Raw genomic sequence first — 12,781 nt, 5'->3', positions numbered from 1 at the left:
AAGGGCTCAAGCTTCGGGCAGGATAGGTCACGCCGCAGCCAGCTTCGGTTGGCGCGCCTCTTGTCCCGCGGCCATGGCCAACCGCGCTGATGGCGGATTCCAGTCTCCCGCCAAATGCTTCGCCGGCGATCGCTGCATTGCAGCGCGACTGGCGCGGATTTCGCATAGCAGCATGCAGCCGTGAACGCGACGATGCGACGCTGCCGAAAATTTGGACGCTCTTCGCCTGATCGCGATCTCGCGAACAAGAACCGTGGAGGCTTCAATGAACCAGCAGGCTGTCGTCAGCAAATTCTCTCACGTCAAACCCGGCGATACCGAATTCAAGGGCGGGGGTCTGCGCGACTTCTTCCTGTATCGCGATCTCGGCATTGCCGATGCCACCGGAGGGCAGGTGATCTGCCATCTGGTCAAGGCCAACCCCGATCTGCCGCCCAAGGAGGGCACCGGCTGGCACAAGCACGAATGCGAATTTCAGATCGTGATCATGACCAAGGGCTGGGCGCGCTTCATGTATGAGGACAAGTCGACCCTGGTGCAGGCCGGCGACGTCGTCCACCAACGGCCCGGCATCACGCACTACCTCTACGACTACTCGGAAGACATGGAGTACCTTGAGATCGTCAGCCCGGCCGATTTCAAGACCGTCGACGTGCCGCCGGCCGTCGACAAGGTGCCGCAGCCGACCCCCTGGAAGTGACCGCCATGTCGTCGCCTGAGGAATTAACCTTTGTCGTCGGCCGCTGGCTGCGGCCGATTGTTGTGGTGCTGGATGTGGTGCGCCGCTTCGGATTGCGGACGACATCTAGCCGTGAACAACGGAGTACGGCGCTAGATCAGTGATTCGGGCGCGATTCGTTCCATCGCCGTTCCGAACGTAAAGATCACGCGCGGTTCCGTCGCATTCTGGCACAATGCGAGGGGCCTGTTTCGGTTGCGCGAATGCTCACATCGCGCTGGAGCGCGGCAGCCGCCAGCCGACCACCGTGGCCTCGACCATGCCGCCGGTCCTGTCATTGCGCCATTGGCCATCGATCCAGCGGCAGGCAAAGGGCAGTTGATAGGTTCCGCTGTGATCCTCGCAAAGAACTTCCACCGGTTGGTCCGTCGGCGGAGCCCCGTTCCCGTCGAACTGCGCCAGCCGCTTTTCACGCGTTGCCATACAATCAATCTCCATTGCCGCGGCCGTTTGAGGCGCGCGGCAAAATCCATCCATCGTTAACAGGATGAAGCACAGCGCCTGAATGAGGTATCAGTATGGTATCACCGGGGTCGGGGGTCTGCTTCGTGCAAATTGCCGTGATGGACGTTCCCCGTGCCAGATGCACTTGAAACGAGGATTTGGATGATTGCTCCGATGGCCAGGAACACCTTCGCCGCTTTCGCGCTGCTGACGGCGTCACTGCCGGTGACCGTTCACGCGCAGGACGTTCCCGGCATCGAGATCTGCACCGTCGAAAAGACGATGGAGCGCCGCACCTCTTGCCTGCAGAGCAATGTCGACTTCCTGCAGAAGTCCATCACAAAACTCACCACGGATCATCAGCAGAAGATCGACGCCTCCAACCGGCAGATCGAGGCGCTGAAGGGCGCGGTCATTGGCCTGCAGAAGGTGGTCACTGAATTGCAGTCGGCGCAAAAGGCGGCGGAAGACGCGAAGAAGGCCGCAGCGCCCGTGGCGAAGGATGCAGCGCCTGCTGCGAAGGATGCAGCGCCGGCAAAGGACGGCACAAAGTAGCGGCAGTCACGATATCCGGTATTGCTCCATGACGGCCTTGTCCGGTTCAAGCCCAAGGCCGGGCCCCTGGGGCACCTCGACATCGCCATTGGCATCGACATCGATGCGGCCACGCCACAGGCATGCGGCGCGCTTCATATAAAACACCTCGACGAAACTTGCGTCGTCGCGCAGCGACATCAACTGCAGCGTCGCCAGCAAGCCCGGCCCGAAATAGGGCGAATGCGGCGCAAGCCTGATGCCGAATTCGTCGGCCAGTGCTGCGACCTTCAGATATTCGGTGATGCCGCCGACCTTGATGACGGAGGGTTGCGCGTGGCTTACCGCGCCCGCCTTCATCATCTCTCTGAATTGATGAACCGTGCACGCATTCTCGCCGGCCGCAACGTTGAGCCCGCCCTTGGCCCGCACTTCGGCGAGCGTTGCAAAATCCTCCGGCGGCCAGACCGGCTCTTCGAGGAACATCGGCGCAGCGTCCCGGCAGGAATGCGCGAATACAATCGCGGCGGGACCATCCAGTGGGCAGTTCAGGTCGACCATCAACGGAATGCCAGGACCGATCGCCTGCCGCGCGGCAAATACCGCGGGCGTTGTGGTCTCATGCAATTTGATCGCCTTGTAACCTCGCCGCAGCACCGTTTCGCACTCGCTTGCAATCAGCTCGGGTTTGCCGATCCGCAGCAGGCTCGCATAGGCGGGAATCCGCGCGCGCCTGACCTCGCCGATCAGCCGATGCAACGGCACGTCCTTCGCCTTTGCGGCAAGGTCCCACAGCGCGATATCGAGCGCCGATATCGCGAACATGGTGATGCCATAGCGGCCGAACAGATGCAGGTTGCGCTGGATATGTTCCATGAAGGCGGGAATGCCTGCGGCGTCGGGAACCTCGAGGCCCTGTGCCTGCGGCGCAATCATTTCCTCGATGGCAGTGTATGTTGTTCGTGGGCAGACATACGCAAAGGCATCGCCCCAGCCGGTGATGCCGGCGTCGGTGGAAACCTCGATCATCACGATTTCCAGCGCCGAGATTGCAGATGCGCCTTGCTTGAAGCTCGCCACCCCGGCGTCATAGGGAATGCGGATATGGTGCGCCCGGACGTTGGTGATCAGCATGGTTCCCTCCAATCGCGCTCCGATACATTGTCAGCGGCAGGAACGGAGAGCAAGGATTGTCAAATGAAGCGCGACGCGAGCGATCATAATCGGATCGCTTCGTAGGAAAGCTGTCAGTCATGAATCCGGCCCAGAATGCGCTCTGGTACATCGAAAGCCATCTCGCCGAACCGCTGACGCTCGATGACTTCGCCGGCGCTGCCGGCGTCTCGCGCTTCCATCTGGTGCGGGCGTTTGCCGCCGCCACCGGGTTTTCGGTGATGCGCTATGTGCGTGCCCGCCGGCTCAGCAAGGCCGCGCAGGCGCTCGCGGCAGGCGCCCCCGACATTCTCAGCCTTGCGCTGGATGCGGACAGCACATCTCGACCATTCGCCGCACCATCAACACGATCTGGAATCACTGGCTGCCGGTATCAGGCATGAAAGCGGCCGACGCGCCGAGTTTTGAGCGCTACGACGAAAACTTCGATCCGGCCACCGGCAATGGCGGGCTGGAGATCTGGATTCCGGTGAGTGAATAGCATCACCGCAATGCTGCCCTGCGCCGCGGGATTGCCCGCGGTTGCTTGGCAAGCGATATCGACTTTGCCATAACATGGCGTAACCAATTGTTGCGCGTGCGGGGTCGAGCCAAAATCCGCCTGCAGCCAAAAGCAAGCCGGGAGGATTCATGGCCGATATCCGCGTTCTCGCCACCGATCTGGAGTTTCCGGAAGGCCCGGTCGTCATGCCGGACGGCTCGGTGGTGCTGGTCGAAATCCGGGGCAAGCGGCTGACGCGGATTTATCCCGACGGGCGGAAAGATGTGGTCGCGCAAATTCCCGGCGGCCCCAACGGCGCAGCCCTCGGGCCCGACGGCAAGATGTACATCTGCAACAATGGCGGCTTCAGCTGGATTCCGACGGGCAAGATGATCATGCCGGGGCAGCAGCCGGATGATTATCTGGGCGGCTCGATCCAGCGCGTGGATATGCAAAGCGGCAAGGTCGAGACCGTCGTCGACAAATGCGGCGAGCATGCGCTGCGCGGGCCGAACGATCTGGTATTCGACAAGCATGGCGGGCTCTGGTTCTCCGATCTCGGCAAGCGCCGCGCCCGCGAGATGGATGTCGGTGCGTTCTATTATCTCAAGCCCGGCATGAAGGAGATCGTCGAGGCCGTGCATGGCGTGCTGCCCGCCAACGGCATCGGCCTGTCGCCGGACGAGAAAACGGTCTACATCGCGGAGACGCCGACGGCGAGGCTGTGGGCCTACGAAATCGCCGAGCCCGGCACCATCAAGCCGCGCGACGTGATCTATCGCGGCGAGCGCGGCAAGCCGATCGCGGGGCTGGGCGGCTACCAGATGTTCGATTCGCTTGCCGTGGAAGCCAACGGCAATGTCTGCGTCGCAACGCTGGTGTCGGGCTGTATCTCCGTGATCGCGCCCGACGGCACGCTGGTGGAGCAGGTGCCGACCGGCGACCGCGTCACCACCAACATCGCCTTCGGCGGGCCTGAACTGAAAACCGCCTACATCACGCTGTCGGGCAAGGGCGAACTGATCGCGATGGACTGGGCGCGGCCGGGGCTGGCGCTGAATTTTTTGAACAAGTGACGATTGCGAGAACGCAATCGTCATTCCGGGGCGATGCGAAGCATCGAACTATGATGCGCAGTTGCGCATCTGAGGATCTCGAGATTCCCCGGTGCGCAAATTGCGCACCTGTGGTCTGGTGCTAGCGCACCATCCCGGAATGACAGAGGATAGATCGCTATCGCTCCTCGCAACGACGATGGAGAAGAGGAGTGGACTGAATGGCCTTTCTTGAACCAATTACCCTTCGCGGCGAGTACGCGCGGTTGGAGCCGCTGTCGTACGATCACATCGACGGACTCGTGGAAGCCGTGAAGGACGGCGAGCTGTGGAAGCTCTGGTACACCGCCATCCCGACCGCCGAAAACATGAAAAAGGAAATCGACCGCCGTCTCGGCCTGTTCGCGGCCGGCACGATGCTGCCGTTCACGGTGTTTGATGCCAAGGGCAAGGTCGCGGGCATGTCGACCTATATGAACGTCGATGCCGCCAACCGCCGCGTCGAAATCGGCTCTACCTGGTACGCCAAGCGCGTGCAGCGCAGCGCGCTCAATACGCAATGCAAATTGCTGCTGCTGACGCACGCTTTCGAGCAGCTCAATTGCATTGCGGTAGAGTTCCGCACGCATTTCTTCAATCACCAGAGCCGGCGCGGCATCGAGCGTCTGGGCGCCAAGCAGGACGGTATCCTGAGAAGCCACCAGATCGCACCGAACGGCACGTTGCGCGACACCGTGGTTTACAGCATCATCGCCAGCGAATGGCCGACGGTAAAGGCGCATCTCACTTATCAACTCAACGACAAGCCGCGGTAACCAAGCCGCGCCAGAAGCGAGACAATGGAAACGTTCGATTACGTGATTATCGGCGCGGGCTCCGCAGGCAGCGTGCTCGCCAACCGGCTCAGTGAAGATTTGACGGCCCGCATCTGCGTGCTGGAAGCGGGGCCGACGGACTGGCACCCCTACATTCATCTGCCGGCCGGCTTCATCAAGACGTTCCACATGAAGAGCGTCAACTGGGGCTACAGCCAAGAGCCGGGCCCTTGGACCGGCGGCCGCAGCATCTATGCGCCGCGCGGCAAGACGCTGGGCGGATCGTCGTCGATCAACGGCCATATCTACAACCGCGGCCAGCGCCAGGATTTCGACACCTGGGCGCAACTCGGCAACCGCGGCTGGGGCTACCCGGACATCCTGCCCTATTTCAAGCGGCTGGAGCGGCGGGTCGGGGAAGGCGACGAAACCTATCGCGGCCGTGACGGCAGCCTGACCGTAACGACCATGGACTGGCAGGATCCGCTCTGCGAGGCCTTCATGGAGGGCGCCATGAGCCTCGGCATTCCGCGCAACCCCGACTACAACGGCGCGATCCAGGAAGGCGTGTCCTACTGCCAGCGCACCATCGAGAAGGGCCTGCGCATCAGCGCCGCGAAGGCGTTCCTGCATCCGGCGCGCAAGCGGGGGAATGTCGATGTGCGCACGCATGCGCATGTCACCAACCTCATCTTCGAGGGCAAGCGCGCGGTCGGCGTGCGTTATCTCCGGGGCGGCAAGGGCGGCACACCGATCGAGGTGCGCGCCAACAAGGAAGTCATTCTTTCCGGCGGCACCTACAACTCGCCGCAGGTGCTGCAATTGTCCGGCGTCGGTTCGCCGGAATTGTTGCAATCGCACGGCATCGAGGTCCGTCACGCGTTGCCCGGCGTGGGCGAGGGCCTGCAGGACCACTACGCACCGCGTTCGGTCGCGCGCGTCAAGAACATCCGGACCATCAATGAACTGCGGCGGGGCCTGAGCCTCTGGGTCGAGGCGCTGAAATGGGCGACGACACGGCGCGGCCTGCTCTCGCTGTCGCCGACGATGGTTTATTGCTTCTGGCACTCCGGCGAGACCACCGAAAGCTCCGACCTGCAGCTCACCTTTACGCCGGCGAGCTACAAGGAAGGCGTGCAGGGCCAGCTCGAGGACGAGCCGGGCATGACGGTTGCCTCATGGCAACAGCGCCCCGAGAGCCGCGGCTATGTCCGCATCCGCTCGGCCGATCCGTTCGCGCCGCCGATCATCCAGACCAACTATCTGGTCGAGGAGATCGACCGCCGCGTCGTCGTCGCCGGCATGAAGCTGGCGCGCCGGCTGCTCGCATCCAAGCCGCTCGCGCCGTATTACGCCTATGAGGATTTCCCCGGACCCAAGGTGCAGAGCGACGATGAGTTCCTCGCCGCCGCCACCGAGCGCGGCACCACCACGTTCCATCCCGGCTGCACCTGCCGCATGGGACCGGCGGATGCCAAGTGGGCCGTGGTCGACGATCAGTTGCGCGTGCACGGGCTGCAGGGACTGCGCGTGGTCGACGCCTCGATCATGCCGCGGATGATCTCGGCCAATCTCAACGCCTCGACTTTGATGATTGCCGACAAGGCCTCCGACATGATCCGCGGCAAGACCGCGCTGGAGGCGGTGAGGTTTCCGGTGCCGGCTGGCGTGTGAAGTAAGCCCTCATAGAAACTCGTCATGCCCGGCCCCTTGTGCCGGGCATCCACGTCTTTGCTTCAACCCAGTAAGAAAGACGTGGATGGCCGGGACAAGCCCGGCCATGACGGGCGGTGGGCCATTTCGGAAAATGCGTCTTATGCTAAGCCGCTTCCGGCCGGTACAGCGTATCTATCGTAAGGACACCGATCGCGCGCGACACGCAGGGGCAGATCTTGCGGTTGTCGTGCTTCTGCTGATCGCTGAAGAAGACGTCGCGATGATCGATCTCGCCCTCGACGGCAACGACGTCGACGGCGCAGACGCCGCATTCGCCGCGCTGGCAATCCGATATCACCTCGAAACCGGCGCCGTTCAGGGCGTCCAGCATCGAGCTGTTCTGCGGCACGACGAGTTCGGTGTCGGTACCCTTCAGTCGCACGCGGAATTCCGCCGTCGGCTTCAGGCCGCTGGAGCCGAAGGTCTCGTAGCGCAGATCAGCCGGCGCGCGTCCCGCACCGTTCCAGGCGCGCCGCGCCGATTCCAGCATCCGCATCGGCCCGCACATGATGGCGATGGCATCGTCCGGTAAAGCGCGGAAGGTGGCTTCGAGGTCGAGCCGCGTGCCTTCACCGGAGGCGTGCACAATCAGGCGGTCGCCGAGCAGCGCCGAGAGCTCGTCGAGGAAGGCGGCATCGCCACGCGATTTGACGGCGTAGTGCAGGGGGGCGTCGATATTCCTGCGGCGCAGGGCGGCTGCGATCCCTGTGATCGGCGTGATGCCGATGCCCCCCGCAATCAGGCAATAGCTCTTCCTCGTCCAGTCGATTTCGAGCAGCGACGCCGGATTTGACGTCTCGATCCGCGCGCCCGGCGTCAAGCTCCACATGCCGCGCGAGCCGCCGCGGCTGTCCGGCGCCAGCCGTACGGCGATCCGATACGTGCCGGCATCGCCGTTCTCCACCAGCGAATAGGAGCGCCGCGCGGGCTGTCCGTCGATCAGCACGGTGACGCCGATATGGCTGCCGGCGGGGTAGGGCGCCACGCGGCCATTCTCGGGGCGCAGGCGAATTTCGCGGATCGTGGGCGTCACGTCGCAGATGGATTCGACGGTGCACCAGCTCCATTGCTCGGCAAAACGCATGGACGCTTTCCTATTCGGCTGACGATTTGAGCAAGGCGAGCGCAGGCATCAGCTCGAGATGCGTGCGATTGCGGATCGCGAGCCGCAGGTTGCGCGCGGCGAGGCGCGAATGCTCGCGCATCACGGCCTCGGCCCGCGCGCCTTCGCGGTTTTCGATGGCGTCGACCACGATACGATGATGATCCTGCCCGATCAGCAGGATCTGATGCGCTTCCGGCAACGCCGACTGCGCCATCACGAAAGCGCTTGGCGAAGCGAACGGCAGCGCGGAAACGCGATCGATTTCGCGGATCAGCGGCGCGCTGGCGGAAAGTTCGTTCAGCAAGGCATGGAAGCGCGCGTTCATGGTCACATAGGCGGAAAAGGCTTCGACCGAAATCGGATCCTGGCGGACCAGTTGGTCGAGGTCGGCGAGACATTCCTTCAATGGCTCGAGGCTGCGCGCGTTGACGCCGCGCTCGGCCGCAAAGCGGGCGGCGAGGCCTTCCAGCGTGCCGCGCAGTTCGATCGAATCCAGGATGTCGCGTTCGGTGAACGCCTTTACCATGAAGCCGCCTGAGGGGATCGCCTGCAGCAGACCCTCGTCCTCCAGCCGCACCAGCGCCAGCCGCACCGGCGTCCGCGAGACGCCCGTGATGTCGACCGCCTGCAGCTCGGAGATGCGCTCGCCCGGGCGCAGCCGCCCGGACAGGATCATGTCGCGCAGCGCGAGTTGCGCGCGCACGGTTTGCGAGACGGAGCGCTCGGCGTCGCGTTCGCTCATGTTCTTACCCCGCTTGGCTCATGGCCTCACTCCGCGGCCTGAACTGTCTGCGGCGCGGTCTCGCGCGCGACCATGCGGTCGATCACGCGCCGCGCCCACATCGCGCCCGCGTCGATGTTGAGGTTGTAGAAGGTGCGGTCCGGATTTTCGTTCATCGCGCGCTGCTGCGCTTCGAGGATGATTTCATCCTCGTGGAAGATGCCGGCAACGCCGTCACGGATTTCGGTGGTCAGCTTCTGCTCGGTGGTCCGGTAATTGCGGACGAAGGCCCAGAAATAGTGACACGTCGTGTCGGTCTCCGGCGTCATGGTGTTGAGCACAAAGCCGTTGACGCCCTGCGAGCGGTCGCCTTCCGGCGCGCCGGTGCCGGCGGGCGCCACGCCGACGTCAATATTGACGGTGCCGGGCGCCTGGAAATTTATGATCTGCCAGCGGTCGACCGGCCCCGGCTTCTGCAGTTGCGCCGCCCAGAACGGCGGCGCGTCGATGCCCTTCATCCAGCGCGTCACGGTCACGGTCTTGTCGCCATGGGTAACGTCGAACGGGGCTTCGGCGACGTGGTCGTTGCCGATGCTGGAGCCATGCACGAAAGCCTCGTGGGTCAGGTCCATCAGATTGTCGACCACCAGGCGGTAGTCGCACTTCACATGAATGGTCTTGCCGTCGCCGGCCCAGGCCGGATCGTTGTTCCAGTGCATGTCGGGCACCAGTGCGGGATCGGCCAGCGCCGGATCGCCCATCCACAGCCAGATGAAACGATGGCGTTCGACCACCGGATAGGACCGCACGCAGGCCGAGGGGTTGATGGTGTCCTGCGAGGGCATGTAGGTGCAGCGGCCCTGCGCGTTGAATTTCAGCCCGTGATAGCCGCAGACGACGGTGTCACCGTCGAGCCGTCCCTTCGACAGCGGCACCAGCCGGTGCCAGCAGGCATCTTCGAGCGCGCACACTTTGCCGTCGGACTGGCGGTACATCACGACATGCTTGCCGCAGATCGTGCGCGGAAACAGCGCGTGCTTGAGATCGACATCCCAGGCGGCGGCGTACCAGGCGTTGAGCGGGAACGAGGACGGCATGGCTGCACTCCTTTATGAGTGCCATATGTATACATATGTTGCAGATGGTTGGCAAATAAGTCGAATTGTAAGTATCTAAATACCGTTGAAGTATACAGAAGTTCTGTGAACTATATCATTTCGCCAACTCCGGTCAGCCGTCACCCTTGATCGCGGGTCGAGGCGCGCAACTCCAATGGACATGCTTGCAGGCGTCATCGGAGCGAATAACTGCCGCCTCACACCGGCAAATGGCCGGCGAAAGCCGCAGCGCCAATCCCGTTTCGGGCAGCGCTTCGGCAAGCCCGCAGGGAGATCACATTCGGAATTCGCAACAGCCACAACAACAGGAGGCACGATGTCATCGCAAGTATCGGCCCTCAGGCTTTTCGATTTGATCCAGTCGCACCGCGTGACGGCGGCGATCTATGTCGCCGCCAGACTCGGGCTCGCCGAGTTGCTGCGCGACGGACCGCAGACGCCTGGCAAGCTCGCCAAGGCAACCGGCGCAGACGAACGGGCGCTGGGACGTTTGCTCACCGCGCTCTCCACCATCGGCATCTGTTCGCGCAGCGGCGAAGATCGCTATGCGTTGACGGAGGTGGGCGCCTGCCTCGATGGCGCCGCCGAGCATTCGTTCAAGGGCTGGGCTTTCCTGGAGGCCGAACTGATTTCAAAATCCTGGAGCGGAATGCTTGAATCCATCATGACCGGCAAGACCGGCGCGCAACTGCAAGGCGTCGAAGACAGCTTCGAACTGATGGGCCGGACGCCGGAGCTTGTGGACAAGTTCAACGCGGCGATGGCGGAGCTTACCCGTCTTGTCACACCGAATGTGCTTCAATCCTACGACTTCAGCGGGATATCTCACCTGATGGACGTCGGCGGCGGGGCGGGCGAGTTGCTCGGCGCCATCGCGCAGCAAAACCGGAAACTGCGCGGAACCGTTTTCGACCTGCCGCGGTGTGCCGAAACGGCGAACAAGCATCTCAGACAGATCGGTGTCGGCGACCGCGTGGAATTCGTCGCGGGCGATTTCTTCAAGGCCGTGCCGGCGATTGCAGATGCGATCATCCTCAAGAGCATTATTCACGACTGGGACGATACGCGCAGCATCACGATCCTGCAAAACTGTCGCAAGGCGCTCCCGGGCGGCGGCAAGCTGCTTCTGGTGGAACGGCTGATGCCGGAGACGCCAACCATGGCGGATGAGGACAGGGAGCAGGCGTTGAGCGATCTGAACATGCTTCGCGGGCCCGGAGGGCTCGAGCGCACCGAGCAGCAGTATCGTGAATTACTCAACCAGAGCGGCTTCGATCTGGTCACGACTTATTTGGCCGGCCGCTTCAACGTGATCGAGGCGCGTCCTCGTTGAGGCCTGCCGAGTGACCGGGTCACTCGGCGTTCACCATCAAGCTTCAGCCGTAAACGAACGCCTTGTCCTTGAGGTCGATCGCCGGGAACTCATCCTTCTCGGCCCAATAGTCCTGGTTGTGCTGCCATTCCGGCTTCTCGCCGCGCTTGGGCAGCAGATGCATGCCGCGCATCATGTAGCCGGGGTTGAAATTTTCCGGATCGATCCAGGGCAACAGCGGCATGTTGTGGTCTTCGGGCCGCAACTGCGGCGTCACCTTTTTCGCGCCGGTCGCTTTCATGTGCGTGAGCAGCCGGCAGACGAAGTCGGCGACGAGGTCGACGCGCAGCGTCCAGCTGGCGCGGAAATAGCCAAACACCCAGACAAGGTTCGGCACGCCGGTGAACATCATGCCGCGATAGGTCACGGTATCGGCGAAATCGAGCGGCTTGCCGTCCATGGCGAACTCGATCTCGCCATTGGCGCAGAGGTTGAAGCCGGTCGCGGTGACGATGATGTCGGCCTCCAGCTCCTTGCCTGACTTCAGCAGGATGCCCTTTTCCGTGAAGCGGTCGATCTCGTCGGTGACGACGGAGGCCTTGCCGGACTTGATACCCTGGAACAGATCGCCGTCCGGGATGAAGGCGATGCGCTGCCGCCACGGCCGGTACCTTGGCGTAAAATGCGTCGCGATGTCGTAGTCCTTGCCGAGATAGGCTTCGACCGCCGACAGCAAATCTTTCTTGGCCGCTTCCGGCTCCTCAAACGTCTTGCGGGTAAAGGTATCCTGGTCGAACAGGATTTTCCGCCGCGTGATTTCGTGGATCCAGGTCTCGTCGACCTGCAGTTTCCGCAGCTCCTCGGCGATCTCGATCGCGTTGCGCCCGGTACGGAAATAGGTCGGAGAACGCTGCAGCATGGTGACATGCGCGCAATCGTTGGCCATCGCCGGGATCAGCGTCGCCGCCGTAGCTCCCGAGCCGATCACGACGACGCGCTTGTTCTTGTAGTCGAGATCGTCAGGCCATTTCTGCGGATGGACGATCGGGCCCTTGAACCTGGCCATGTCCTTCCACTCCGGCGTATAGCCCTCGGTGTGGCGGTAGTAGCCCTGGCACATCCAGAAGAAGTTTGTGGTGAAGCGAAGTTTTTCGCCGGTGTCGGTGCGGGTGGCTTCGATGGTCCAGAGGTTTTCCTCACTCGACCATTTCGCCGAGGTGATGGTGTGCTGATAGCGGATGTGAGGCGCGAGATCGTTCTCCTCGATCACCTCGCCCATGTATTTCAGGATTTCGGCGGCGCTCGCGATCGGCGCTGTCGTCCACGGCTTGAAGCGGTAGCCGAAGGTGTGCAGGTCGCTGTCGGAGCGAATACCCGGATAGCGGTGGGTGGTCCAGGTGCCGCCAAACGTCTTCTGGGCTTCCAGCGCAACGAAGCTCGTTCCCGGGCATTGCGTGGTGAGGTGATAGGCGGCGCCAACGCCCGAAATGCCGGCGCCGGCGATCAGGACGTCGAAATGCTCTGATGTGCGGGGCGAAGCCCTGTCGATCTGGGTTTGAACGTTCATC

General features: G+C 62.8%; 12 protein-coding genes and 1 pseudogene. 7 read left to right on the top strand and 6 right to left on the bottom strand.

Annotation, left to right across the window (positions count from 1 at the left end):
- The first annotated feature begins 265 nt into the window (after positions 1 to 265).
- The gene (locus tag V1293_RS15725) at positions 266 to 700 is read left to right on the top strand and encodes a cupin domain-containing protein (protein ID WP_334510817.1); all 435 of its coding nucleotides are present in this window, start codon (positions 266 to 268) and stop codon (positions 698 to 700) included.
- Positions 701 to 946: 246 nt separating this feature from the next.
- Here the strand turns inward: V1293_RS15725 and V1293_RS15720 are convergent, their stop codons facing one another.
- Positions 947 to 1,162 carry a hypothetical protein gene (locus V1293_RS15720; RefSeq protein WP_334510816.1) on the bottom strand — a complete coding sequence of 72 codons (216 nt, stop codon included), beginning with the start codon at positions 1,160 to 1,162 and terminating at the stop codon, positions 947 to 949.
- Positions 1,163 to 1,345: 183 nt separating this feature from the next.
- Between V1293_RS15720 and V1293_RS15715 the strand changes: the two genes are divergently transcribed.
- Positions 1,346 to 1,738, top strand: coding sequence for a hypothetical protein (locus tag V1293_RS15715; protein ID WP_442894245.1), 393 nt, complete (start codon positions 1,346 to 1,348; stop codon positions 1,736 to 1,738).
- A gap of 6 nt (positions 1,739 to 1,744) precedes the next feature.
- Here V1293_RS15715 and V1293_RS15710 read toward each other — a convergent pair whose 3' ends face one another.
- On the bottom strand, positions 1,745 to 2,851 hold the full coding sequence (locus V1293_RS15710; RefSeq protein ID WP_334510815.1) for a mandelate racemase/muconate lactonizing enzyme family protein: 1,107 nt from the start codon (positions 2,849 to 2,851) through the stop codon (positions 1,745 to 1,747).
- A 119-nt stretch (positions 2,852 to 2,970) separates the two neighbouring features.
- On the opposite strand from V1293_RS15710, the pseudogene V1293_RS15705 reads away from it, so the two are divergent.
- From V1293_RS15705 to V1293_RS15690, 4 genes and pseudogenes are all read left to right on the top strand, one after another.
- Positions 2,971 to 3,371, top strand: a pseudogene (locus V1293_RS15705) (GyrI-like domain-containing protein).
- 149 nt (positions 3,372 to 3,520) lie between these two features.
- Positions 3,521 to 4,447, top strand: coding sequence for an SMP-30/gluconolactonase/LRE family protein (locus tag V1293_RS15700; RefSeq protein ID WP_334510814.1), 927 nt, complete (start codon positions 3,521 to 3,523; stop codon positions 4,445 to 4,447).
- A gap of 200 nt (positions 4,448 to 4,647) precedes the next feature.
- The gene (locus V1293_RS15695) at positions 4,648 to 5,241 is read left to right on the top strand and encodes a GNAT family N-acetyltransferase (protein ID WP_334510813.1); all 594 of its coding nucleotides are present in this window, start codon (positions 4,648 to 4,650) and stop codon (positions 5,239 to 5,241) included.
- 24 nt (positions 5,242 to 5,265) lie between these two features.
- Entirely contained in the window at positions 5,266 to 6,915 is a 1,650-nt protein-coding gene (locus V1293_RS15690) for a GMC family oxidoreductase (protein WP_334510812.1), read from the top strand.
- Positions 6,916 to 7,060: 145 nt separating this feature from the next.
- Here the strand turns inward: V1293_RS15690 and V1293_RS15685 are convergent, their stop codons facing one another.
- Genes V1293_RS15685 through V1293_RS15675 form a run of 3 tightly spaced genes read right to left on the bottom strand, consistent with a single transcriptional unit; the run spans position 7,061 to position 9,880 of the window.
- Positions 7,061 to 8,041: a PDR/VanB family oxidoreductase gene (locus V1293_RS15685; RefSeq protein ID WP_334510811.1), complete on the bottom strand. Its 981-nt coding sequence runs from the start codon at positions 8,039 to 8,041 to the stop codon at positions 7,061 to 7,063.
- Between the two features lie 10 nt (positions 8,042 to 8,051).
- On the bottom strand, positions 8,052 to 8,804 hold the full coding sequence (locus V1293_RS15680; RefSeq protein WP_334510810.1) for a GntR family transcriptional regulator: 753 nt from the start codon (positions 8,802 to 8,804) through the stop codon (positions 8,052 to 8,054).
- Between the two features lie 26 nt (positions 8,805 to 8,830).
- Positions 8,831 to 9,880, bottom strand: a complete 1,050-nt coding sequence (locus V1293_RS15675) for an aromatic ring-hydroxylating dioxygenase subunit alpha (RefSeq protein ID WP_334510809.1) — start codon at positions 9,878 to 9,880, stop codon at positions 8,831 to 8,833.
- 175 nt (positions 9,881 to 10,055) lie between these two features.
- Between V1293_RS15675 and V1293_RS15670 the strand changes: the two genes are divergently transcribed.
- Entirely contained in the window at positions 10,056 to 11,234 is a 1,179-nt protein-coding gene (locus tag V1293_RS15670) for a methyltransferase (RefSeq protein WP_442894244.1), read from the top strand.
- Positions 11,235 to 11,277: 43 nt separating this feature from the next.
- Here V1293_RS15670 and V1293_RS15665 read toward each other — a convergent pair whose 3' ends face one another.
- Entirely contained in the window at positions 11,278 to 12,780 is a 1,503-nt protein-coding gene (locus V1293_RS15665; protein WP_334510807.1) for a flavin-containing monooxygenase, read from the bottom strand.
- Between the last annotated feature and the right edge of the window lies 1 nt (position 12,781).

Source organism: Bradyrhizobium sp. AZCC 1693 (assembly GCF_036924745.1).
Taxonomy (GTDB): domain Bacteria; phylum Pseudomonadota; class Alphaproteobacteria; order Rhizobiales; family Xanthobacteraceae; genus Bradyrhizobium.
Note: the sequence above shows the minus strand (reverse complement) of the source record. Positions and strands in the feature narration are given on the sequence as shown.

Bases quoted from the DNA above. Each gene is read 5' to 3' on its own strand.
- V1293_RS15725 (WP_334510817.1), top strand. From the start codon at position 266: ATGAACCAGCAGGCTGTCGTCAGCAAATTCTCTCACGTCAAACCCGGC.
- V1293_RS15720 (WP_334510816.1), bottom strand. From the start codon at position 1,162: ATGGCAACGCGTGAAAAGCGGCTGGCGCAGTTCGACGGGAACGGGGCT.
- V1293_RS15715 (WP_442894245.1), top strand. From the start codon at position 1,346: ATGATTGCTCCGATGGCCAGGAACACCTTCGCCGCTTTCGCGCTGCTG.
- V1293_RS15710 (WP_334510815.1), bottom strand. From the start codon at position 2,851: ATGCTGATCACCAACGTCCGGGCGCACCATATCCGCATTCCCTATGAC.
- V1293_RS15700 (WP_334510814.1), top strand. From the start codon at position 3,521: ATGGCCGATATCCGCGTTCTCGCCACCGATCTGGAGTTTCCGGAAGGC.
- V1293_RS15695 (WP_334510813.1), top strand. From the start codon at position 4,648: ATGGCCTTTCTTGAACCAATTACCCTTCGCGGCGAGTACGCGCGGTTG.
- V1293_RS15690 (WP_334510812.1), top strand. From the start codon at position 5,266: ATGGAAACGTTCGATTACGTGATTATCGGCGCGGGCTCCGCAGGCAGC.
- V1293_RS15685 (WP_334510811.1), bottom strand. From the start codon at position 8,041: ATGCGTTTTGCCGAGCAATGGAGCTGGTGCACCGTCGAATCCATCTGC.
- V1293_RS15680 (WP_334510810.1), bottom strand. From the start codon at position 8,804: ATGAGCGAACGCGACGCCGAGCGCTCCGTCTCGCAAACCGTGCGCGCG.
- V1293_RS15675 (WP_334510809.1), bottom strand. From the start codon at position 9,880: ATGCCGTCCTCGTTCCCGCTCAACGCCTGGTACGCCGCCGCCTGGGAT.
- V1293_RS15670 (WP_442894244.1), top strand. From the start codon at position 10,056: ATGGACATGCTTGCAGGCGTCATCGGAGCGAATAACTGCCGCCTCACA.
- V1293_RS15665 (WP_334510807.1), bottom strand. From the start codon at position 12,780: ATGAACGTTCAAACCCAGATCGACAGGGCTTCGCCCCGCACATCAGAG.